Consider the following 22,112-nt stretch of genomic DNA (forward strand, 5'->3'; position numbering starts at 1 on the left):
CATTTATTCGTCGTCGGACTTACGGCGGGTGAACAGGCGAATCGGCGTTCCTTCGAAACCGAAGGCGGCGCGAATTTTGTTCTCCAAATACCGTTCGTACGAGAAGTGCATCAAATCCGAATCGTTCACGAAGAAGACGAAGCTAGGCGGCTTGACCGACACTTGTGTCGCATAATTGATCCGCAGCCTCTTGCCGCGGTCCGTCGGCGGCGGCGTCATCATGACGGCGTCGGATACGACATCATTAAGCAGGTGGGTCTGCACCCTCATCGCATGCTGCTCGGCCACTTGATTGACGACAGGCAGCAGCTTGTGCAGCTTCTGGTGCGTCTTCGCCGAGACGAACACGACCGGCGCATACGTCATGAACAAAAAGTGGTCGCGAATTTTTTGCGTGAACTGGTGCATCGTCTTATCGTCCTTCTCGACGACGTCCCACTTATTGACGACAAAGATGGACGCCTTCCCGGCGTCGTGCGCATACCCGGCAATGTGCTTGTCCTGCTCGATAATGCCTTCCTCGCCGTTAATGACGACGAGCACGACATCCGCCCGTTCGATCGCTTTCATCGCGCGCATGACGCTGTATTTTTCCGTCGTTTCGTACACTTTGCCCCGCTTGCGCATGCCGGCCGTATCGATAATGACGTATTTCTGGCCGTCCTTCTCGAACGGCGTATCGATCGCATCCCGCGTCGTTCCGGCCACGTCGCTGACAATAACCCGCTCTTCGCCGAGAATGGCGTTGACAAGAGACGACTTGCCGACGTTCGGGCGGCCGATGAGCGCCACCTTGATCACTTCTTCGCCGTACTCTTCGTCCTTGTTTTCCGGAAAATGCTTCGCCGCCGCTTCCAGCAGGTCGCCGAGGCCAATGCCGTGCGAGCCCGAAATGCCGACCGGATCGCCGAAGCCAAGCGAATAAAATTCATAAATCTCGTCCTGCCGCTGAATATTGTCGACCTTGTTCACCGCAAGCACGACCGGCTTCTTCGAGCGGAACAGCATCTGCGCAACTTCTTCGTCGGCAGCCGTCACTCCCGCCTTGGCATCGACCATGAATATGATAACATCAGCTTCTTCAATGGCGAGCTCCGCCTGCATTCGTACCGAACGCATGATTTCGTCTTCGCCCTCGATCTCGATACCGCCGGTATCGATAATGCTGAACTCTTGATCGACCCATTCTCCAATCCCGTAAATGCGGTCGCGGGTTATCCCCGGTTTATCTTCAACAATCGCCAGCCGGTCGCCGATAATCCGGTTGAAAATCGTCGATTTACCGACGTTTGGCCGACCGACGATGGCAACGATAGGTCTTCCCATGGTGCTGTTCACTCCTTGCTTCTATGTCTTGCATCAACGAAGGATGCCAAACCTTTCCTTGTGCACAAACTCCATCATAGCAAAAAAAAGGCGTGGGCGAAAGCGCCAATCGAATCGGATGTGCATTTATTCCCCGTTTCCGTGATCCACGATGATCATCAGACCATTCTTTATATCGTGGGCGTTCGCATCTAAGATTTTCTCCAAAGAGAAGGCGACTTGCTCCTGCTCTTCGCGGGAACCGACGATAAAGATCGGAGCACCGCCCGCTATTTGCTCTTTGTTTACGGCGACGACGGCCAGAATCTTGCTCATGCTCGTCCCCCCTCTCCATGACTTTTCTGCGCGGCGGATTCTTTCGGCAGTCTTACTGCGCTTTCCAGAACCGGTACCCGCTTGGCCGCTTCCTTAGCCTTCTCCGAATCCCGCTCATACGGCAGCAGGAAAACACCCATCCGGCCTTCATTCATGTTCAGTCTGCACATCGGATTGAGGGCCGGCTCCCCTTCATCTTTGTATAATCCGAGTACGGACGATACGTCATGGAGCAGGGCTTGACGCTGGCCCGGGTTGGTAATCGCAATCCTGGCGCCTGCCGACCTGGGTGTAACCATCAACCCGACGGCATGCTGTACGATGGCTCTTCGATCTTCCCGCAGCCCTATGTTCATGATATAAATATCGCCGACATACAAGTCCGGCCCGTCAATCCGCACTTCCGCCGGCTCGATGTCCGCGATATCGCCGAGGCTTTTGCCGGATTTGAAGCGAATGGCAACGATCAGCGCTACGATCCCCGCCAGAGCGCCGCCGTACCAGCCGAATGCCAGCGTACACGCCGAGGAGAGGAACGACACAAAGATGACCAAGTAATTGCGGCCCTCGAATACCATGGCGATGCCCTCGATGTACGTTGTTCCGCGCGGCACAAGCTCCATCTCGTCGATCCTGGCCAAGCTTTGCCGCTCCATATTGCGTACGTCCCGGAACTGCTGTGCGGCAACGCCAAGAAAGGTGAACGCCGTGTAGTTTTTGTCAAGCAGCGTAGGTGCCGCTACGGCTCCGAGCCCGGCGGCGATAACGCCTAGCGAGATGTGAATGATTTTACCGTGCGGGTAGGTCGGGTATTGACGGTAATCCGTCTGAAGCATCGCAATTCGAGCTGCAACGCCGAACGCAATGCCGATCAAGATGCCCAATGTGTGCGATTCCGTCAAAAAAGTCCAGTTCATGTTATTCGCCGCCCTTTCCTCGCCCCGTCAATAAATGTAATAAGCCTTTGCCGGCCGCGGCCCCGCCTTGCACAAACAACGCACCTCCCCGGGCCACAAATAATGCCACCCACCATTGATCGCGAAACGAAGCGGAGCCGAGCACGCTTGTTCCAGCTTTATGCGCCCATATGACGCCGTACAGCTCGCCAAGCACAAGACCCATCGACAAGCAAGCAAGCTGCAGGGCAACGCTGCGCCGCAGCAGGACGGCGACAAGCCCGAGCACAACCGCAATGTCGACATCCGGCCTCGACACGATCAATACTGGATCTTTGCTAAGCAGCTCCTTCAGCAGAAAATAAAAAGATCCCAGCAGCAGCCCGATCGACACCACATGCAGCTTTGCCAGTACGCCTGAGGACCGAAGCAGCAGCGTAACCGCAAGTCCGGCGATAAGAATAAACGACAAATTCAGCTTGTACGTGTCGTGTGAAACGGTAATTCGCGACGTGCCCAGCCAGAGCACAAAAAAAAGAAGTATCCCCTTATGCGATATACTTCTTAAAATGACGTCCTTCCAGCCGCTCGCAAGCAAAATAAGAGCGATTACGAGAAGAACGAGTGAGAGAATGCCGGGATTCATGCGGATCCCCCTACATAGGAGCTTGTTCGATTTTCCTTAGTATGGCTCTTATAAGCAGGTTTTAGTCGAGCTTCCTCACTCTGGCATATTCAGTTGTATTGATCCCCCTGGCAGCACACCAGGCGGCGGTTTCTCCGCCGATGACTAAGGGGACCGTCCATAAATCCGCAATCGTATGCGCCCCAAGCGCCGTCATAATGATACGGAGCCCATCATGAAGCTCATCCGCTCGTTTCATTGCAGCTTCCGTGCCGTCCTGCATAAGCACTCGAAGGAATGCCCCCGCCATACCGGCTGCCGCTGCGCCGAGGCTGAGCGCCCGAATCACATCCAAACTCGTTTGAATGCCGCCTGAAGCGAGTACTTGACCCCGCCCGTAAACGGAAACGGACTCAATCAGAGCACAGCTTGTCGAATGTCCCCAGTCGTTGAGCCAATCAAGCGGGATATCGCGCCGCGCATTCTCAATCGCCGCAAAGTTCGTTCCGCCGGATCCCCCGACATCGACGACAGGGACCCCGACCGATTTCAGCTTCGCAGCGCCTTCCGCCATAATGCCGAAGCCGACTTCCTTCACGATCACAGGAACGTTCAGCCGATCGACAATGGCGGCGATGCGGTCCAGCATCCGGCGAAAATCCCGGTCCCCCTCCGGCATAATCAGCTCTTGCATCACGTTCAAATGAATTTGCAGCGCATTCGCCTCAATCATCTCAACGGCCCGCTCCGTTTGCTCCACCGTCGCCTCGCTGCCGAGATTGGCGAATACGATACCCGACGGGTTTACTTTCCGCACAATCCTGTAGCTGGATGCAACTTCACTGTTTTTAATCGCCGACATTTGCGAGCCGACCGCCATCGCCATCCCTTTCTCTCTTGCAATGACAGCCAACTCTCGATTGATCGCTTCCGTCTCCTGCGCGCCGCCGGTCATCGCATTAATAAAAATCGGCGAGCTCATAATGAGATCGCCGATTCGGGTAGTCAGTGCGATGGAATCCGTCGAGGCGCCCGGCAAGCAATTGTGCACGAGCTTAATGTCCGCTAGTCCGGTCCGGCCGTCTTGGCCGATCTCGAGTGCGTGGCGGACATGCTCCATCTTGCGTGACATCCGCATGGGAGCCTGCCTCCTTCCGGTCCTGCAGCTTATTTAAATTTGGAGAGCTTGTCGCCGAAGCGCTCGCCGAGCGTCATGCTGAGGCCTTCACGGCTCAGCGAGACGTTCTCGTTGCCGGCAATGTCCTTCGCCAGGTTGGCGGTGTTATCGCCGCGAGGTCTGCGCTCGCGAGGCTCGCGGTCACGGTCGCCGCCGCGGGACTCGCGCTCAGGCTTCGCTTCTTGCGGCGGAGCTTCTTCGGTTTCCTTGATCGAGAGGGAAGCGCGCTTCTCGGCAGCGTTAACTTCCAGGATCTTCACTTTGACTTCTTGGCCTTCCTTCAGAACCTCGTGAGGAGTGCCGATGTGACGATGTGCAATTTGCGAAATATGAACGAGACCCTCCACGCCTGGTGCGATTTCGACGAAGGCGCCGAACGCAGCAAGACGCTTCACTGTTCCCGGAACGATATCGCCGCTCTTGAACGTGTTTGCCGCCTTCTCCCAAGGACCTTCTTGTGTCGCCTTGATGCTGAGGGAGATCTTCTCCTTCTCAGGATCCAGCTTCAGCACTTGCACCTTCACTTGGTCGCCTTCCTTCACGACGTCGGAAGCTTTCTCAACATGGTGCCATGCCATTTCGGAGATGTGTACGAGACCGTCGATGCCGCCGATGTCGACGAATGCGCCGAACGGAGTCAAACGCTGCACCGTACCGTCCAGCACCTGGCCGATTTGCAGGCTGCCCATGATTTCGAGCTTTTTCTTGTCAAACTCTTCGTCCAATACGTCCTTCTGCGACAGAATGACCTTGTTCTTCTCACGGTCCATTTCCTTTACGCGCAAACGAAGCGTACGGCCTTTGTAATCGCTGAAGTCTTCCACGAAATGACGCTCGACCATGGAAGCGGGAACGAAACCGCGCAAGCCTACGTCAACGACAAGACCGCCTTTGACGACTTCGGCTACAGTCGCTTCAAGAATTTCTTTATCTTCCATCGATTTGTGCAGGCGATCCCATGCTTTCTCGCTGTCGATCGCACGCTTGGACAGGATCAGCTCTTCACGGGCGTCGTTGTTGCTGACGACCTTGAGTTCAACTTCCTGACCGACTTCCACTGCTTGCGAAGCGTTGTCGATCGAAACCGAAGAAAGTTCTTTCACCGGAATAACGCCATCGTATTTATAGCCCACATCGACGAACGCTTGTTCAGCATCCACTTTAATAATTTTGCCGCGGACGGTATCGCCTTTCTTCAATGTGGTAGCGTTCGCCATCGCCTGCTTCGCATCTTCGTCGCTTGCGGCTTGTGCGCTTGCTTGCTGCTCTTCGTTTTCTTGAACTTTGACTTCATCTGACATTGGGTATGCCCTCCTTGGATCCACTGCTATCATAATTTATTTCATCTGCATAATCCTAATAAAAAATTACGCAGCGTTGCTTACTTGGATTATGGTTAGTATGATGCCGGCCAGACCTTTCCATACATAATGCGGTTTACTTCGAGTGGGTCTCCAGCAATTCTCGAATCGCGCTCATAATCCGCTCGGTAGCGAGCTCAAGCTGCTCCGAAGATCCGCTGTCGTATTCGCTCAAATCTAGCGGCTTGCCGTAAACGACCGTCATGCGCCTGAACAATCGATATTTACCGACAATAGCTATCGGTACAACGACAGCCCCCGCCTTTAGAGCGATGCTTGCAGCGCCCTTCTTGCCGACTGCGGATAAATTGTTTCTCGTTCCTTCGGGGAAGACGCACATCACCTTGCCTTCTTTAAGCAAATTGATGGCCCCGCGAATCGATTCCTTGCTCACGCCGCCGCGTTTGACCGGGAACGCTCCCAGATTACGGATCAGCGCAGACAAGATCGGAACATGGAACAATTCGGCCTTCGCCATAAAATGCACTTGACGCGGCACCCTGGTGCCAAGAAGCGGCGGGTCCAAGTTGCTAATATGGTTAGAGCACAGCATGACCGGGCCCGATTTCGGAATGTTGTCCACTCCAACCGCATGCAGCCGAAAAAATGTTGTAAAAAACACATCGCAAACGACACGGCCGATCCGATATAGCATCCCTACTGCCCTCCCGGCGCCTGCACGCGGCAAAGCTCCAGAATCCGGTCCACGACTTCGGGAATCGTCATGCTTGTACTGTCGACCAGCACGGCGTCCGGAGCCTTCACAAGCGGAGAAAATTCCCGTTCCGCGTCGATCTGGTCGCGGCGGGCAATGTCCTGCTCCAGCTGATCGATCGTGAGATCCGGCTGGCTGGCCTTCAGTTCAAGAAAGCGCCTTTCCGCCCGAACTCGCGGCGATGCAGTCAGAAACACCTTCACTTCGGCATCGGGAATAACGTGGGTGCCGATATCCCGGCCGTCCATGACGACGCCCTTCGCCCGGGTCATATCCTGCTGCATCTTAACCAGCAGCTCCCGAACTTCGCGAACTTTGGCGACGTCGGAGACGTTCGCGTTGATTTCCGGTGTTCGAATATGACCGGTAACGTCTTCTCCGTTCACAAACACCTGCTGGCCGTCTTTCCCCGGCCTCAGTTCAAGGTCCATTGAACGTGCAGCTTCCGTTACTCCGGCTTCGTCCGTTGGTGAAATCCCTTGCTGCAATACCCGCCAAGTGACGGCACGGTACATCGCGCCCGTATCGACATAGATGAAGCCGAGCTGTTCGGCCACCTGTCTCGCAATCGTGCTCTTTCCCGCACCGGCAGGTCCGTCAATGGCGATGTTGATCCTCTTCAACCGGTAATCCTCCTAATGAACACATCCGCTGCACTGAACAAAAAAGCAGGCAGGCGCCTGCTTGCGTGTAAATTATACCATAGCCTTCGGAACAAATGCAAAACATTCGGCCTTCAGCTTTCACCCGGGGCTGACGAAATGACTGCCTCGACGGGGACGCCGTTTAGACCGCCATGCCGGTAAGGTACGCCTTCCAGCCGATCGATGCGGGTCACGGCGACGCGTATGGCCGGAATTTGAAGCAGCGCCTGCAGAAGAAGCATCAGCACCGCAGCGGCGGCGATGCATCTGACGAGCCACTTCTCCACTTTCGTGCTCAGCTCGACAAACAATTTTTCATATTCGTCGCGAAACGGTTTATCGGACATAACGGTAGATCACCTCTCGCCGTGATGTCCGCTAGTATTTCCATTTCGTGCCCGGGTAACCGTCAACGTTTGCGGAAATCCATTTGCCTCTCGAAGCAATACCGGATAATTTTCTGACGCTCCCGGTCCGTAATATCGATGAATCTTGTCATAGCCAGCTGTTTGCCTGTTTCCAGCTGCTTCACCCGTACGATCTCCCCCTTGAACGGGACGTGCTCGATAGAGCCGTTCTTGTAAGGTATGAGCAGCCAGCAAGAAACGGGTGCAGAGCTGGCAAGCGGTATGTATCCGTCGCAGATAAAGGAAATTCCACCTCCGCCGACATCCTCCGTCAATGCTACGAACTGCAGCTGCTCCGTATATTTCACTGCAATTTCCAGCTCGGCCGGTACACGCAGGAAGCTTCGGCGCTGCACGCGGGTAATCGCATCCGCTTCCGGCTTCTTGATTTGAATCAGACGAACCGTGTCTTCCGTGAAACCGACGACGGACGAACTGAAATAATTTTTGACTCCGCCATCCGTCAAATAGTAAGCGTTAATTTCGTCGCCTTGGTACAGTCTCTTAAGACGCCCGGTTTTCTCGTCGAGAGGCACCTCGATGGTGATCGTAGAATCGTTCATATCGGCGATACGAGATTTATATTCAATCTTCGCCTCTTCCTCGTCGATGGAATTCACTTGCAAAAAAAGCACCTGACTAATCTTCGGAAGCAAAATTCCGCACCCCCACGAAAGTTCGAGCATGCTACGAAAGCACTATAGACATGATTATAGCACGATGCATTAAATTAGAAAGCACTAAAATGTAAAGTGCATGGCAAAGAGCCGTCTTCAACGGTCGAAGAACGGCTCCGCCGGATGCCGGACTTTCATGGATAGAGTTTACTTGGCCGCCTGCTCGTCTTCCGGTTTAATCACTTCAATCCGCTCTTCGGCGCCATTATCACCGTTCACGTATATTCGGTACATATGCCCGTTCAAGCGGCCTACAAATTCATGACACAGCACTTCCTGATCGAGCTCGTTGCGAATAAGCGCCAGCGAATTCCCGCTTACTTCGAACTTCGGATTCAACGTCTTGCGGGCTTCCTCCTGTGTCAGCTTAGGTGTCGCAATTTGTCGATCCTTATGATCATAGGCGTAGTCCGTTGCGTTCACTCCGACTACGTCGCCGTTGTCGAGAGCGATTCGAACCGTGATTTTCTCCGGATAAATCACGACATCGTTTTGTCTTCGCGCATAGACGATCGTCGCCCGATTCAAATATTGGTCATAGCTGATCGCTGACATGCCTTTGAAACCGTGCTCGTCCAAATATTGCGCCCCGATGTCTCGCGCTTCGCGGATCCCCAGGCGGGCTTCAGCCACCTCGCGGGGAGCCTGCAGATTAAGCAGCTTTCCGCCCTTCTTGGTGAAATCCATATAAACGTCGTTGCCGCCAGCCTGCGCTACACGTACTGAGTACGTTTGGAGGTTCGTATCTTTCCCGTTTTCCGTTACCTCCATCGCCTGGGTGCTCACTCCCGTGACAAAGCGGGCTGCCAATGCCTTCACATCCTCGGGCGAAACATCCGGACCCGACAGCATTTGCACCCGCCGCTTCTCGTCATTCATCCCCGCCATCGTTCCCCAGTTCAGCTCGGAATACTCGCTCACCTTCTTGTCGACCGTCTGGAAGCCGTCGATGATCGTGTTGTCCTTCGGCTCCTTCTGCGTCGCCAGCGCCGTCTCCACGTCCATCCAGCGCAGGTTGTTGACGACGACCTTGTCTTGGACGCCCCGCAGCTGGTCGCGGATTTCTTGCGCGCGAGTGTAGAGCTCGTTCAAGGTTTTCATCTCATCCTCGCTCAGCGGCTGTTTATTCATATCCCTCACAGCCGCCCGGTATGAGAAATTGGCCATGTTCGCCAGAAACTCTTCGGTATGGTTGAAAGGAAGAAGCGTCAGCGGCAGCTGGTTGATTTCGTTCTGCGCCTGGCTCGTCAGGCGCCATACGTTCGCGAGCCCCCGATGATACGCATCGTGCGAAGCGCTGCTCAGCGTCAGCGTGTTGCCGAGCTCCGACTGCAGCTTATCCATATGAAACGTAAGGTCATGAAAGGCCCTCTGATACTGGTTTTCCGCCTTAATCAGAATCGCATTCTTTTCCCGATGTTCTTGATAGCCCCAAAAGCCCGCTCCCACTAACGCGACGGCGAGAATCGGAAACAGCACCATGCTCAGTCTGCTGTACATAACTACGGACGATCTCCTTTCGTCAGCCAAGGTTGCCAGTAGTTTCTGCCTGTCACAGCCTGATTATGCACAGCAGCCGATCCACCGTAAGTGACGAATGCAATCGAAGCTTATTCCGATTACGTTTCGGGGAGTCCCCTATTTTCCCATGGAAAATTGCTTCATACAAATTTCCGGCAGCAAAAAAGACCTTGCCGCCGCAAAGTCTTTTTCATTCTAATAGTCTTCGGTATTGATATCGAAATCCCGGTCGTTGCTGCAAATGCACTGCTTAAAGCCGGTATCGACGCGTCCCTTGTCCCGCCGGCCCTTCAATATAAACCGTTCGCCGCACTGCTTGCAACGAATCGTGACCTTCACCCGGTTCGCCGTTGTCATTCCTGCCTCCTGATCGTAGTCTGCTACTACCAGTATAGGCATGAACTCTATAATTTAATCTTGTCGTCGGAACCGGCGGCAACGCTTCGGAACGGCGATCGGTCGTTGGCCCGATGAACGCGGCCGAGCGCCCGGATCCACAGGTACAGCATAAGCGGCACCATTATCCAGAGCCAATTCGACTTGGCCTTCAGCAGCACCAAATCGTACACGCCGTGCCACAGCAGCGGCAGCAGCAAGGAAACGGCCAAATACCAGCCTGCCTTGTCCTTCGTAAACTTCGCTTTTCCTAAGTAGTATCCCATCATGACCCCGAACAGCGCATGGCCGGATACCGGCAGGAACGCCCGAAAGAGCAGCGACGAGATTGATGAAGAGCCAAGAAAGGCGTAGAAAATGTTTTCCAGCGTAGCGAAGCCCAGGCTTACAGCGGCGGCGTAGACGATACCGTCGTACGGCTCATCGAAGGAAGCGTGCCTGTAAATCAGCTGCACGAGCAGAAACCACTTGAGCCCTTCCTCGAGGCCGGCGGAAGCGACGAACGACGTAAACCAGCTGCCTTCGCCGAATTCATATTGCAGCCCGTGCTGGATGACGATCGCAGGCAGCACCAGCACCATGCCGAGCAAAAACATTTTGGCCACGAGGTGAATCGGCTCCGTCTCGTAGCGGTCCTTCAAATAAAAATAGGACAGCAAAGCGATACCTGGAGCGATGGCGGCCATCAGCACAGGTAAAATCGTCACTCTGCAGCCCTCCTATGGTAGTCGTTAGTTACACCCAGCCTCGGAAACGCGCGGCTTCGGCCATCTTGCGCACCCCGATCATATATGCGGCCAGACGCATGTCGACGCCGCGGGTGTTATGAATATTATAGACGTTTTCGAACGCCTTTTCCATGACCTCTTGCAGCTTGGCATGAACTTCGCTCTCGTTCCAGTAATACCCTTGATTGTTCTGCACCCATTCGAAATATGAAACGACAACGCCGCCGGCGTTGGCGAGCACATCGGGAACAAGGAACACGCCGCGGTCGGTTAATATTTTCGTCGCTTCAAGGGTTGTAGGTCCGTTCGCCGCCTCGACGACGATACTGGCCCGAATGCGGGCGGCGTTGTCGCGGGTAATTTGATTTTCTACAGCGGCCGGAACGAGGATATCGCACTCCTGCTCCAAAATCTCGCGATTCGACAGCCTGTCGGGAAACAAGTTCGTCACGGCTCCAAACGAATCTCTGCGGTCCAGCAAATAATCGATGTCAAGCCCGTCTGCATCATAAAGCCCGCCGTGTACGTCGGAGATGCCGACGACCTTAGCCCCCGCTTCGTGCATGAACTTGGACAAATAGCTGCCGGCGTTGCCGAAGCCTTGAATCACGACTCTCGCCCCCGTCAGCGGGATGCCCTTCTTCTCGAGCGCTTTGTTAATGGCAATGGTTACCCCTTTGGCCGTAGCCGTTTCGCGCCCGTGCGAACCTCCCAAGACGAGCGGCTTGCCGGTAATGAAGCCCGGTGCGTCGAATTCCCGAATGCGGCTGTATTCGTCCATCATCCAGGCCATAATCTGCGAATTCGTCATCACATCCGGCGCCGGTATATCCTTCGTCGGACCGACAATTTGCGAAATGGCGCGCACATAGCCGCGGCTCAGCCGCTCCAGCTCGCGGAACGACATTTGGCGCGGATCGCAGATGATGCCGCCCTTGCCGCCGCCGTACGGCAAATCGACGATGCCGCATTTCAGACTCATCCACATCGACAGCGCCTTCACCTCGTCCTCATTCACGTCGGGATGAAAGCGCACCCCGCCCTTCGTCGGACCGACAGCGTCGTTATGTTGTGCCCGGTAGCCGGTGAATACCTTTACTTTGCCGTCGTCCATACGAACCGGGATGCGGACGGTCAGCAGCCGCAGCGGCTCCTTCAGCAGCTCATACATTTCTTCCGAGAAGCCGAGACGCTTGATCGCTTCCTCGATCACGACTTGCGTCGCCTGCAGAACGTTCACATTTTCTGTAGCATTCGGATTGGCCAAAAAGATCCACCTCTAGGTAATAGTATCGTCCCGAAAGACAGCTTGATGATTGTAAAAGGTGAGGTCGATGCGGCTAAGCGGCCCGTTGCGGTTTTTCGCCAGCTCCAGCTCCACCGGGTGACCGTCAGCAGCAGGCTGCAGCGGACGAAGCAGCATCACGACATCGGCGGAAGCCTCTATGGCTTCTCCCGGCGCTCTCTGTCCTCCGTCCAGCGGTACGGCGGCCACGACCGGCGTATTCCGCTCGCGCGACCACTGCTTCAGCTTATATGCGACGGCCGCTTGATGCTGCGCTACGGTTGCCGGATTGCCGCCCGGCTCCGCCGATGACAGCGGAATGCGCTGCAGGTGGTCGATGAACAGCACCGGCTCGCGTCCGGCAATGGCGGCTACGCGCTCAACGGATGACGCTACGCGGTCGAACGTCGTTTCCAGCGAGCATTCGACCGTCCATAGCATGCGGTTGTAGCCCGCGTACGTTTTGTTCGCCTCGGCGATTCGTTCCGGCGCCACTTTGCCCGCCAACACCTGCTGCGGTTCGACCGAGAGCAGTCTGGCAATGGAGCGCGCCCACAGCTCGAAGCTCGTCATGTCCCAAGAAACGTAAACGACCGGAATATTTTGTTCGGCTATATGATCCGCCATCTGCTTCATCAGCATACTCTTGCCGCTCGAGCCCGGACCCGCGAGTACGTACAGCCCGCTGCCCAAACCGCCAAACAGCGCTTCATCCAGCTTGGAAAGACCGGTCCGGATCGAGGATACCTGACCGCGATGACGTTTCATGTATTCTTCCATGTACACGGTTGCATTCTTGTTATCGGGAGCAACCGGTATAAGCAGCGATTCCTCCATCGTCCGGTTGATGATTTGGACAAACACATCAAGCGGATTCTGAGCGCGGAGGAACAAATCGTTCACATCCTTGACGGCTTCCGGAAGATGGACGATATAGGTTTCTTTAGCTTGCTCTTGCAGCAGCGATTCTATGCGGCCGCTCTCGCGGCGGCCGATCTCGTCGTTGCCGAGACAAATAAATACCCGTTTCTCCTTCAGCTTCCGGGCATGCTTCTCTTTGAAAGGCAAGTAGCCCGGCACACAGACAGCCGGAATACGCGCTTGAGCCAACGTCAGCACATCGAATACGCCGTTGCATAACACGACGTCCTCGGCATCGGCCAGTGCAGCTTCATTGAACAGCACCTCGTCCATACCGTACAACGATTTATATTTCGGCTCCCGATGGTCGTCCAGGCATCGTCCGAGTAAATCGACGGGAGTACCGTCGGCATCGATAATTGGAATAATGATCCGGTTGTCGAAATAATCGCCAAGCGGATTATCTTGAACGTAGAACCCGATTTTGCCGGAGGCGTAGCCGATGCGGAACTGCTCCACCGTCTCTTCCGATAACCCTCTGCGCTCCAAATAGACATAGGCTTCTTCACGAAGCTGTTTGCGGTAATATACGAGCATTTCCTCAATATCGGGCACAGGCCGCACCGAATGAATGGACAGCTTATCTGCAGTCAAAGTCAACGACTCCTCGGTTATCATGATGAATATCCGCACAACAAAAAGAAAGCATCTACCAAAAACACGTTCGTTTTTGCAGATGCTTCTTCTTTATCTGATCGGCTCCTTGCGGAGCCATGCGCCTACGATTGGAAATACCGGCAAAGCACCTTGACCGCATCATCGGAAATAATCTTGTTGCCGTATTCATCAAGCACCGCGTCCGTAATTGAAGTCGCTTCCCCGTATTCCGACAACACGGCGATCAGCGTCTGGTAACGCTGTTCCTCCATATCGATCGGCTCCAGCCGCAAAATATAGCGGTTCTTATACGAATACAACGTTCCCCCATCGATTAGCAGCGGATTGATGATCTTAGCAACGCACAGCAAATCTTCAAAATCGCGGAAAGCGTAGGCGATCTCGTCGCTTTGCTCTAAAGTTACTTCCATTTCATACATTTCTTCCGCTTCGTCTTCATAGTCCTCGTGAGTGTACGACTGCAAGTCCATCTTGCCGCGTGTCACTATGACGACCATGCCTTGCGCCGGAAGTGCGAACACTTCGACCGCCAGGGGACCGGAAGGGTCGAAGCCAAGCTCGGTGTACGCTTGATCCATCATTTCACCAAACAGCTCGTGAACTTTTGGGATTTCGCGCCACATATCGTCCTTCTGAATGCCGCGCTCCGTCAAGTCGTCGAACGTAAGGAAAATCCGTATCTTATCCTGGCTTAACCGTTCAATCTTCATGATAGGATCCTCCTTTACATGACACCTTCTTAACTTACAAGGTATGATGTGGGTAATGAAAAGGTGTATCCCAATATGGCGCATTCTGACTGATGCCCAAGCAGATGCTTAGCCTTCTTTTATGTTATCACTAAATGCTTGGAAATGCACGCAAAAAAACCGGAGGCCTATGCCCCCGGCTTCGAGCCGAATTTCAGCTGCATTTATTGAAGCGTTGCGCCCGTTTTGCCGCTGTCGGACAAAATCTCGTTAACGGTCCGCTTCAGCTCCGGATCCTGGTTGACGATGTTCTGAACTTGGTCGAGGCCGCCCTGGCTGCTGCCGCTCGATGCGTTCATGCTGGCCGGGGAAGCCGAATTGGTTCTCGGTGCCGTCGATGTGAACGATGTTGTAGTGGTTGTAGACATTGGAGACGACGACGATGCCCCCGCCCCGGAATTGAATGCACTCGCGGAAGAACCGCTCTTGCCGCCAAGACCGGCGCCGATCGTTGCATTCATGATCGTATCCATTGCCTTATCCTTCGTCTTGTTCAGCATTTTGCCTAAAGAATCGGGATTTGCGATTGCTTGAAACATCATCGAACGATTTTGTTTATCGCTCAAGTAGATAACCGTCGCCGCTCCAACGATACCGCCTAGCAAAAATGTACCGATTCTCATCTGATCTCCTCCATTATGCTGGGATAGCCTTCGTTGATAGCTTGCGTTGCCCGCTTGGCTGCCATGCACCCGTACGACAGGGAAACGAAGGGATCCCCAAAAGGGACTAATTGCCCGCGTGAGCGCAAACGTTATATGCTACAATAGTTTCACAACCGACAGAACAGGAGTACGAAACAGCATGAAAAAAACTTTCGTTACATTGTTTTCCGCCGCCCTGCTCCTCTCGGCATGCGGCAGCACCGTTCAGCCTCCGGCACAGTCTTTATCCCCAAGCAGTTCGTCAGCCCCTTCTTCAGACACGGCAGCCGGTACAGCTGCGCCGGTGAAGCAAGAAGCCGCGGCGGCTCCGTCGCCGGCGGAACAAGCCGTACAGAAGCCCGCCGCCGAGCAAACACCGGCTCCGGTCCCTTCCCCGGCGCAAGCTGCAACGGAAATCAAAAAAGAATATAAGATGAATAAAAATTACGATATCGTGCCGATCGACGCTTCGGGCAACAAGAAGGTCGTTCTGCTTACTTTCGACGACGGCCCTAAGGAAAAGGAGCTGCTCGATTCCTTGTTCGACACGCTCGATAAGCATAAAGCGAAAGCGATCTTTTTCATGAACGGCTACCGAATCAAGTCTCATCCGGAGCTGCTCAAGCTTGTCGACGAGCGCGGCGGCATTCTCGGCAATCATTCCTACGATCATATCGATCTCAAGAAGCAAACCAACGAGAAGGTTGACCAGCAATTGGACGACGTGAATAAGCTGATGAAAGACATTGTCGGCAAGACGCCGCAATTTTTCCGCCCGCCGTTCGGATCGGGCTCGGACTATGTGAAGGAAAAAGCGAAGAAGGAACACATGCTGTATATGACCTGGTCCAACGGCTCCTTGGATTGGGAGATGACCAACGCCAAGAACGATCCGAAAGCGGTTGTCAAGAACGTACTCGACCAGCTGCATGCCGGAAGCAACATTTTGATGCACGAGCTGCCGTGGACGGCGCAAGCGCTCGATCAGCTGCTGGCGCAGCTCGAAGAGAAAGGTTATTCGTTCGTCGACCCGCGTGCGATTGAGGTTGACGTGCAATAGACGTGCAATAATGGAGACAAATAAAAGCTGCACGGATCCGTAAGATCCGTGCAGCTTTTATTTGTTAATATTTGATGGTGACGGAGTGCGCAGCGCTGTTGTATTCAACCGTAGCGCCCAGCACCTCCGAAATCAATCGCACCGGCACCATCGTATTGCCCTCGATCAGCTTCGCCGGCGCGTCCGTCGGCTGGTCCTTGCCATCTACCGCAACCATAGCCTTTGTCGTATAAAGCTTGATCGAACGGCCATTTTTCGTATATATTGCCGCCATATTCGCCTCGTCCCAATCCACCGCAGCGCCCAACGCCTGAGCTAAGTCCCTTACCCATAAATAAGACGTGCCGTTCTCGATATACGGTTTCACCTTCATCGGGAACGTGACGTTATCAAGCACATACTCGCTGTCGTTCAAGCCGAATACCGCTATATGCGATACCGGATTCTTATCGGCCGTCATCTTGCGCTTGTAATTTTCCGCATAGCTGTGAAGATTTCGTTTGCCGAGTCCGTCCAAAGGCTCCGTATGGAACGTCCACTCCTGCTCGAATGCTTGCGTTCCGCCATTCCGCAGCTCGGCGATCAGCTTGACCTTCATTTTGTAGGAGGAATCATAATTCAGCGGTTTTTCCGGCATCATAATCACTTCGACGTCGAGAGCTTCGTCAGTCGCCGGCGAGTTGTTCAGCAGCTTGATTTCCCGCCCTTGTTCGTCGGTAAGCTTTGCGGAGGACAGCGTTACTCTCTTGATATTTTCCCCCGAAACCGCGGCCATGATCGGATAGCCGACCGGATATTTGCTTGACGTATGCATTCGAAGCGGGTCGGGCTCCTCGTTCCCGTCAAATTGTATTGGCACATATGCATCCCCCGGAGCAGGCGAAACGATCATCCGGGGCTCTTCGGTATGATGGTTTCCGAATTCGATGACCGTAAACGGCCCGACCTTGGCAATCCCGATCGCTATCGACGAAGGGTCCAGAAACGGCGTGCGATGATAGGGGGCGTCAAACAACTGGTCGACCGCTTCGACAATCGATCCGGAGGAGTAAGCGACATCCTCACCCATCCCGTACATATAACCGACGAACTGCTTGCGCTCCGCAACGGTTTTACCGGTATAGCCCGGCAGCGACGGGTCTTCGTTATGCATCGATACGGTTTCGAGATCGATTCGGTCCTGGTTCGTATTCAAATATTCGGCATGCTTTTGCGCCGCCGCCATGAGCTCGGCGCTCACAGGCAAAGCGGGCAATCCGTAGATGAGACGGTAATCGTTGACCGCATTGATCCCCTGCTTCTGCTCATCGGAATATGTGCTGGGCAGCTCCGTCAAGGGGTTCGGCACAATTGTGAACTCCCATGACCGGACAATCGGCTCATAGCCGGGATATTGAACTTCCAGCCGGGCTTTATACGTCCCGGAAGCCATAATTTCCTTAGACGTGTAGACGAACCTGTCTCCCGTAAACGTGACAGGCACATCGCTGCCATTGATTTGCAGCTTGTACGACAAAGGCGTCATGGAGTTTCCGATCAGATCCATCGTGACGCCGATTGACGGCTTGGCGATGCCGATCTTGCCCTTCGGGAATTCATTTACATAAAAGGTAATCGACGCCTCGGCACGGGTTGCAGGTACTGCAAACAAGCTAAGTGCCAGCCAAAGTGCAGCCAAACCGAGAAGCCTGGATGTCCATCTCTTCTTCATAACCACGCCCACTCCTATACTTGATTGGAATCTACTAACAGCTCGATTCTATCATACCGGATTACGAAGGGAGCGGGCAAATGGAAGGATCATGCACGTTCAGGCATCGACCTTGAAGCCCCACACGAACAAAGCCGCCGTGAGCAGTACGAGCATCCAAATGAGCGTCAAATAAAATCTGCGGGTCCATTTCAATCTTTCGGACGGATGGACCGTCTTCCGCGGCGGCAAGTACGTATCCTCTTCGGCTTCCGGTACCGTCTGGTCGCGGGGAGCCGGTTCTAGACCGCGCTTGGTCATGACTCGCTGTCCTCCTCTTTACCGTAGCGTAAAATGCAGCCCATTACCAAATCGATAATAAAATGGGCGGCAATAGGCGTCCACAGTGTGCCTGTCTGCTCGTATATCCAGCCCAGGCCGTAAGAGATGCTGAAGACAAGCCCCGTCATCAGCCAATGCCGTAAATAGCGGAAGTGAATTGCGGCGAAGAGAATGCTGGTCCAATATGCCCCCCAAGCATGCTGAACGGCACCGCGGAAGAGCGTTTCCTCGCAGACGGCTACGATGAACGACAGCAGCACGATATGCCACAGCGGTCGTTTGCCGAAAATTTTATCATTGACGCCGCCGTCATCGGTTACTTCCTTCGGCACCCAGCGCGATACGATCATATCGACGACCAGAACGGCTACTGCGAAAGCGGCGCCCCACAGTAGGATGCGGAGCGGTTCCCGCATTACAAACAACGCCGGGATATGAACTCTTTCAAAAAACAACACGATAATGCCGATAATAAGAGTAAGGGCTTGCGTCACGTATAAATTCAGCAGAAGCGCGCGATCCGACAAATCGGCTGCGTTCACCTGCTTCAGCTTAATCCGGTTCCAGTCGAATCGTTTCATGTCGAGTCTTGTCGTTCCTCTCTGGTACGGCGTATTCCCTTTTAGGGCTTTATCCCCTATACTATTTTCATGATATCAGCACGATAAGGAGCCTGTCTTCAATGGAGAAACGTTTAACGCGCACGGATTATTTATTCGCTCTGCTATTCATTGTCATGCTTGTCGCAATTGTCGGAAGCTTCTTCTTCGGCATGCGCACCGGCCAGAACCAGATCGAAGCGAAGTATCAGAAGCTTCTCGCCCCGAAGCCCGATGCAGCCAAGGAGCCGGGCGCCTACGAGCAGCAAGTGCTCGTGTCATTTTACCATACCATATATTCGCCTTACATGGAATTTGAGCGGAAGTGGTTCCAGGCGATGAACGACATCGAGCTCAACAGCACGACGATCGATTCGGCCGCACAGCTTCGCGAGCTCGGCAAGATCGCGTCAAGCCAATACGATTCCCTGCAGGCGAAGCCGGTACCGGCAACGTCGCCGCTGCTCGTCGAAGCCCAGCAAAATTATATGAAGGGACTCAAGCTGTTCGGCCAGGCGGCCAGTGAAATGACAAGCAGTGCGAACACGATGAAGGGCGCCGAGCTGATTGCCGCTCTTGAGAAAAATTCCTTCTATACGCAAGCCCGCGATTTCGTGCTGCTCGCGCAAAATAATTATTACGATTCCATCGTCAAGTGGTACGAATCGATCGATACGAACTATAAGCCCGTCGACGCCGGCAAGAAGCTGACGCTCGACGAATGGGGACAGCTGTCGCTGATCAGCAAGAACGATTACATAGCGGCCATGATGCTCAATCAGAAGTGGTTCCGTCCGTTCAAGCCGCAGGACTTGGCGCTCCGCATCGACGAGTTCATCGCCGGCGGCCAAGCCAAGCAGCTCGGCGTGAACGACGTTCAACAGGCAGTGCAGCTCATGATCTCCACGAATGCAGTCCGGTCCGGCGATTTCATTCGCGGCAAGACGAAGTATTATGGAGGCGAAACGCTGCCGCAGCTGCCGTTCTTCATCGAGCAAACTTAATCGTACTCGAAGCCCCGCTGCGCCGCGACGGCCGCCATGCCGCCGATTACATTGATGGCATTGTCGAAGCCCTGTTGTTCGAGATAAGAGATAACACGCTGGCTTCGAACGCCGTGACCGCATACGATATAGACGTCGCGGTCATCCGGGACCTCGCTTAGCCGGGATACGAATTCGCTCATCGGAATGAGCTTCGCTTCATCTAGGTGATAGAAGTCCCATTCCTCCTGCTCTCTAACATCGATAATGTGAAGCTGACTGCCTTCCTCGCTTTGCAGCAGCTTCACGAATTGTACCGGATCGATATGTTTCATTCTCATGCCCCTTTCTTCTTCATGTAGAATACCAGATGAGCAGATTAAGCGGCAAGCCATGTCAAAATCCGAACATTCATGAAGAAAACGTGAAGATTGTTCGATATGTATTGACATATTTACTGAGGACATGATACAGTTATAACAATACTACAGCACACTAAAGCGTTGACGGAGCCAAGGATACGAGGCGGCTTCCAGAGAGCCGGTGGCAGGTGCAAACCGGCAGCCTCCTGTATGCGGAGCACTCCAGAGTTGATTGGCTGAACCCGGCCCAGACCGTGCGTAGGCCATTCCGGCGGGAACCCGTTATTGTTCCGGGTCTTATACATAAGACCGTGAGGCCGTGCTGCGCGAGCAGACGGTAAAGTTAGGGTGGTACCGCGAAGCGAACTCTCGTCCCTATGGCTATTTGACCAAACTAGCCGGGGTTCGGGAGTTTTTTGATTTACCTATAAATAGGAGGAGAGAGCTTATGTTTAAAGTGTTAGTGTCGGATCCGATCAGCGATCAAGGTATTGGACTGCTGTATGAGGCTCAGGATGTCGAGGTGGAGAAGAAGACCGGCTTGTCCGAGGATGAGCTTGTCGCCATCATCGGCGAGTACGATGCGCTGCTCGTGCGCAGCCAGACCAAGGTTACGGAGCGAATCATGAACGCCGGCGACCGCCTCAAGGTGATCGGCCGGGCCGGTGTCGGCGTCGACAATATCGATTTGGAAGCAGCAACGAAGCGCGGGATCGTTGTCATCAACGCCCCGGACGGCAATACGATCGCCACATGCGAGCATACGTTTGCAATGATGATGTCGGTTGCCCGCTCGATTCCTCAAGCATACAAGAAAACCGTCGGCGGCGAGTGGGACCGGAAAACATTCGTCGGCGTCGAGCTGCGCAACAAAGTTCTCGGCGTCATCGGCATGGGGCGTATCGGCTCCGAAGTGGCCAAGCGCGCCAAAGCGTTCGGCATGGACATTCTCGGCTACGATCCGTTCCTGACGGAAGAGCGCGCTGAGAAAATCGGCGTCAAGCTGGCAACGGTCAATGAGATTGCCCAGCAAGCCGACTTTATTACGGTGCACACGCCGCTGACGCCGGAAACCCGTCATATTCTCGGACCTGCCCAATTCGCCATGATGAAGAAAGGCGTTCGCGTGATCAACTGCGCCCGCGGCGGTATCATCGATGAAGCTGCGTTGGTTGACGCCGTGAATCAAGGCATCGTAGCGGGAGCCGCCTTCGACGTATTCGAGGAAGAGCCGCCGACAGCGGACCACCCGTTCCTGAACAATCCGAAAATCATCGTTACGCCTCACCTTGGCGCATCGACGGTCGAAGCTCAAGAGAACGTGGCGATCGACGTCTCGGAAGAAGTGCTTCATATTCTTCGCAACGAGCCGTTCAAGAATGCCGTCAACATGCCGGCCGTACCGGCGAACGTACTCAATAAGCTGCAGCCGTATTTCGACCTCGGTGAGAAGCTGGGCCGCTTCCTAGGTCAAATTACGGAAGGCGCGATCCGCGAGATCGTCATTAACTATGCCGGCGATCTGGTAGACGTGGACACGACCCCGCTGACCCGTTACATTGTACGCGGCGTGCTCGGCAACCGCTTGGAAGGCGTCAACATCGTCAATGCGATGCATCTGGCGAAGACGCGCGAAGTGAACATCGTCATTCAAAAAGCTACGGCCGTAACGAGCTTTACGAACCTTGTTACCGTTACGCTGAAGACAAAAGCGGAAGAGCGCGTAGCGGCAGGCACACTGCTCGCCGGCTATGGCGACCGCATCGTACAGATCGATCAGTATCCGGTCGACTTCGCTCCTGCAGGCAGCATGATGCTGATTTCGCATAACGACAAGCCGGGCATTATCGGCCGCGTCGGCACGCTGCTCGGCTCAAACGACGTCAACATCGCCACGATGCAGGTTGGACGTAAAGTGGTTGGCGGTTCCGCCATCATGGTGCTGACCGTCGATAAGCCGGCTTCGCAGGACGTTCTGACGGAACTCGCCAAGCTGCCGGAAATTGTAGGAGTTCGCCAGTTCACCATTTAATTGTTTCACGGGAAGCAACATTCCCCTTCCCGATTCATC

Annotated in this window: 24 protein-coding genes; 3 read left to right on the forward strand and 21 right to left on the reverse strand. The window is 54.3% G+C overall.

The features are described from left to right. Window positions 1-3: 3 nt before the first annotated feature. From der to ACFFK0_RS21010, 17 genes are all read right to left on the reverse strand, one after another. Window positions 4-1,326 (reverse strand): ribosome biogenesis GTPase Der, encoded by a 1,323-nt coding sequence (gene der, locus ACFFK0_RS20930; RefSeq protein WP_377472296.1) that lies wholly within the window; start codon window positions 1,324-1,326, stop codon window positions 4-6. 126 nt (window positions 1,327-1,452) lie between these two features. Beyond that, window positions 1,453-1,641 carry a capping complex subunit for YIEGIA gene (locus ACFFK0_RS20935; protein ID WP_377472297.1) on the reverse strand — a complete coding sequence of 63 codons (189 nt, stop codon included), beginning with the start codon at window positions 1,639-1,641 and terminating at the stop codon, window positions 1,453-1,455. After that, window positions 1,638-2,558, reverse strand: a complete 921-nt coding sequence (locus ACFFK0_RS20940) for a YIEGIA family protein (protein ID WP_377472299.1) — start codon at window positions 2,556-2,558, stop codon at window positions 1,638-1,640. The genes ACFFK0_RS20935 and ACFFK0_RS20940 overlap by 4 nt, the downstream gene beginning before the upstream one ends. A 1-nt stretch (window position 2,559) precedes the next feature. Continuing rightward, window positions 2,560-3,183: a YphA family membrane protein gene (locus tag ACFFK0_RS20945; RefSeq protein ID WP_377472300.1), complete on the reverse strand. Its 624-nt coding sequence runs from the start codon at window positions 3,181-3,183 to the stop codon at window positions 2,560-2,562. Between the two features lie 61 nt (window positions 3,184-3,244). After that, entirely contained in the window at window positions 3,245-4,300 is a 1,056-nt protein-coding gene (fni, locus tag ACFFK0_RS20950; RefSeq protein ID WP_377472301.1) for a type 2 isopentenyl-diphosphate Delta-isomerase, read from the reverse strand. A gap of 29 nt (window positions 4,301-4,329) precedes the next feature. Next, a complete protein-coding gene (gene rpsA, locus ACFFK0_RS20955) occupies window positions 4,330-5,640 on the reverse strand; it encodes a 30S ribosomal protein S1 (RefSeq protein ID WP_377472303.1) in 1,311 nt (436 codons plus the stop codon). Between the two features lie 136 nt (window positions 5,641-5,776). Further along, the gene (locus ACFFK0_RS20960) at window positions 5,777-6,355 is read right to left on the reverse strand and encodes a lysophospholipid acyltransferase family protein (RefSeq protein WP_377472304.1); all 579 of its coding nucleotides are present in this window, start codon (window positions 6,353-6,355) and stop codon (window positions 5,777-5,779) included. 2 nt (window positions 6,356-6,357) lie between these two features. Further along, window positions 6,358-7,038 (reverse strand): (d)CMP kinase, encoded by a 681-nt coding sequence (cmk, locus tag ACFFK0_RS20965; protein ID WP_377472305.1) that lies wholly within the window; start codon window positions 7,036-7,038, stop codon window positions 6,358-6,360. Between the two features lie 113 nt (window positions 7,039-7,151). Next, on the reverse strand, window positions 7,152-7,406 hold the full coding sequence (locus tag ACFFK0_RS20970; RefSeq protein ID WP_377472306.1) for a hypothetical protein: 255 nt from the start codon (window positions 7,404-7,406) through the stop codon (window positions 7,152-7,154). Between the two features lie 62 nt (window positions 7,407-7,468). Continuing rightward, window positions 7,469-8,122 carry a flagellar brake protein gene (locus ACFFK0_RS20975; protein WP_377472307.1) on the reverse strand — a complete coding sequence of 218 codons (654 nt, stop codon included), beginning with the start codon at window positions 8,120-8,122 and terminating at the stop codon, window positions 7,469-7,471. Window positions 8,123-8,290: 168 nt separating this feature from the next. After that, complete coding sequence (ypeB, locus tag ACFFK0_RS20980) at window positions 8,291-9,643, reverse strand: germination protein YpeB (RefSeq protein ID WP_377472308.1); 1,353 nt, start codon at window positions 9,641-9,643, stop codon at window positions 8,291-8,293. Between the two features lie 216 nt (window positions 9,644-9,859). Next, window positions 9,860-10,021: a hypothetical protein gene (locus tag ACFFK0_RS20985; protein ID WP_377472309.1), complete on the reverse strand. Its 162-nt coding sequence runs from the start codon at window positions 10,019-10,021 to the stop codon at window positions 9,860-9,862. A 47-nt stretch (window positions 10,022-10,068) separates the two neighbouring features. After that, a complete protein-coding gene (gene prsW, locus ACFFK0_RS20990) occupies window positions 10,069-10,767 on the reverse strand; it encodes a glutamic-type intramembrane protease PrsW (protein ID WP_377472310.1) in 699 nt (232 codons plus the stop codon). A 28-nt stretch (window positions 10,768-10,795) separates the two neighbouring features. After that, a complete protein-coding gene (locus tag ACFFK0_RS20995; protein ID WP_377472311.1) occupies window positions 10,796-12,055 on the reverse strand; it encodes a Glu/Leu/Phe/Val family dehydrogenase in 1,260 nt (419 codons plus the stop codon). 12 nt (window positions 12,056-12,067) lie between these two features. Further along, complete coding sequence (locus ACFFK0_RS21000) at window positions 12,068-13,588, reverse strand: DnaB-like helicase C-terminal domain-containing protein (RefSeq protein ID WP_377472312.1); 1,521 nt, start codon at window positions 13,586-13,588, stop codon at window positions 12,068-12,070. Window positions 13,589-13,713: 125 nt separating this feature from the next. Then, the gene (locus ACFFK0_RS21005; RefSeq protein WP_377472313.1) at window positions 13,714-14,322 is read right to left on the reverse strand and encodes a genetic competence negative regulator; all 609 of its coding nucleotides are present in this window, start codon (window positions 14,320-14,322) and stop codon (window positions 13,714-13,716) included. 203 nt (window positions 14,323-14,525) lie between these two features. Continuing rightward, window positions 14,526-14,984 carry a hypothetical protein gene (locus tag ACFFK0_RS21010; RefSeq protein ID WP_377472314.1) on the reverse strand — a complete coding sequence of 153 codons (459 nt, stop codon included), beginning with the start codon at window positions 14,982-14,984 and terminating at the stop codon, window positions 14,526-14,528. A 181-nt stretch (window positions 14,985-15,165) separates the two neighbouring features. Between ACFFK0_RS21010 and ACFFK0_RS21015 the strand changes: the two genes are divergently transcribed. Then, the gene (locus ACFFK0_RS21015; protein WP_377472316.1) at window positions 15,166-16,065 is read left to right on the forward strand and encodes a polysaccharide deacetylase family protein; all 900 of its coding nucleotides are present in this window, start codon (window positions 15,166-15,168) and stop codon (window positions 16,063-16,065) included. Window positions 16,066-16,129: 64 nt separating this feature from the next. Here ACFFK0_RS21015 and ACFFK0_RS21020 read toward each other — a convergent pair whose 3' ends face one another. From ACFFK0_RS21020 to ACFFK0_RS21030, 3 genes are all read right to left on the reverse strand, one after another. Continuing rightward, the gene (locus tag ACFFK0_RS21020; RefSeq protein ID WP_377472317.1) at window positions 16,130-17,776 is read right to left on the reverse strand and encodes a stalk domain-containing protein; all 1,647 of its coding nucleotides are present in this window, start codon (window positions 17,774-17,776) and stop codon (window positions 16,130-16,132) included. 99 nt (window positions 17,777-17,875) lie between these two features. Further along, window positions 17,876-18,076, reverse strand: coding sequence for a hypothetical protein (locus tag ACFFK0_RS21025; RefSeq protein WP_377472318.1), 201 nt, complete (start codon window positions 18,074-18,076; stop codon window positions 17,876-17,878). Next, window positions 18,073-18,678, reverse strand: a complete 606-nt coding sequence (locus ACFFK0_RS21030) for a CPBP family intramembrane glutamic endopeptidase (protein WP_377472319.1) — start codon at window positions 18,676-18,678, stop codon at window positions 18,073-18,075. The genes ACFFK0_RS21025 and ACFFK0_RS21030 overlap by 4 nt, the downstream gene beginning before the upstream one ends. 101 nt (window positions 18,679-18,779) lie before the next feature. Here ACFFK0_RS21030 and ACFFK0_RS21035 point away from each other — a divergent pair, with 101 nt between their 5' ends. Continuing rightward, a complete protein-coding gene (locus tag ACFFK0_RS21035; RefSeq protein WP_377472320.1) occupies window positions 18,780-19,700 on the forward strand; it encodes a clusterin-associated protein 1 in 921 nt (306 codons plus the stop codon). Here the strand turns inward: ACFFK0_RS21035 and ACFFK0_RS21040 are convergent. Further along, window positions 19,697-20,020, reverse strand: a complete 324-nt coding sequence (locus ACFFK0_RS21040) for a rhodanese-like domain-containing protein (protein ID WP_377472321.1) — start codon at window positions 20,018-20,020, stop codon at window positions 19,697-19,699. The genes ACFFK0_RS21035 and ACFFK0_RS21040 overlap by 4 nt on opposite strands. A gap of 469 nt (window positions 20,021-20,489) precedes the next feature. Between ACFFK0_RS21040 and serA the strand changes: the two genes are divergently transcribed. Beyond that, window positions 20,490-22,073: a phosphoglycerate dehydrogenase gene (gene serA / locus ACFFK0_RS21045; RefSeq protein ID WP_377472322.1), complete on the forward strand. Its 1,584-nt coding sequence runs from the start codon at window positions 20,490-20,492 to the stop codon at window positions 22,071-22,073. Window positions 22,074-22,112 lie beyond the last annotated feature (39 nt).

This window comes from Paenibacillus chartarius (genome assembly GCF_042432825.1).
Taxonomy (GTDB): domain Bacteria; phylum Bacillota; class Bacilli; order Paenibacillales; family NBRC-103111; genus Gordoniibacillus; species Gordoniibacillus chartarius.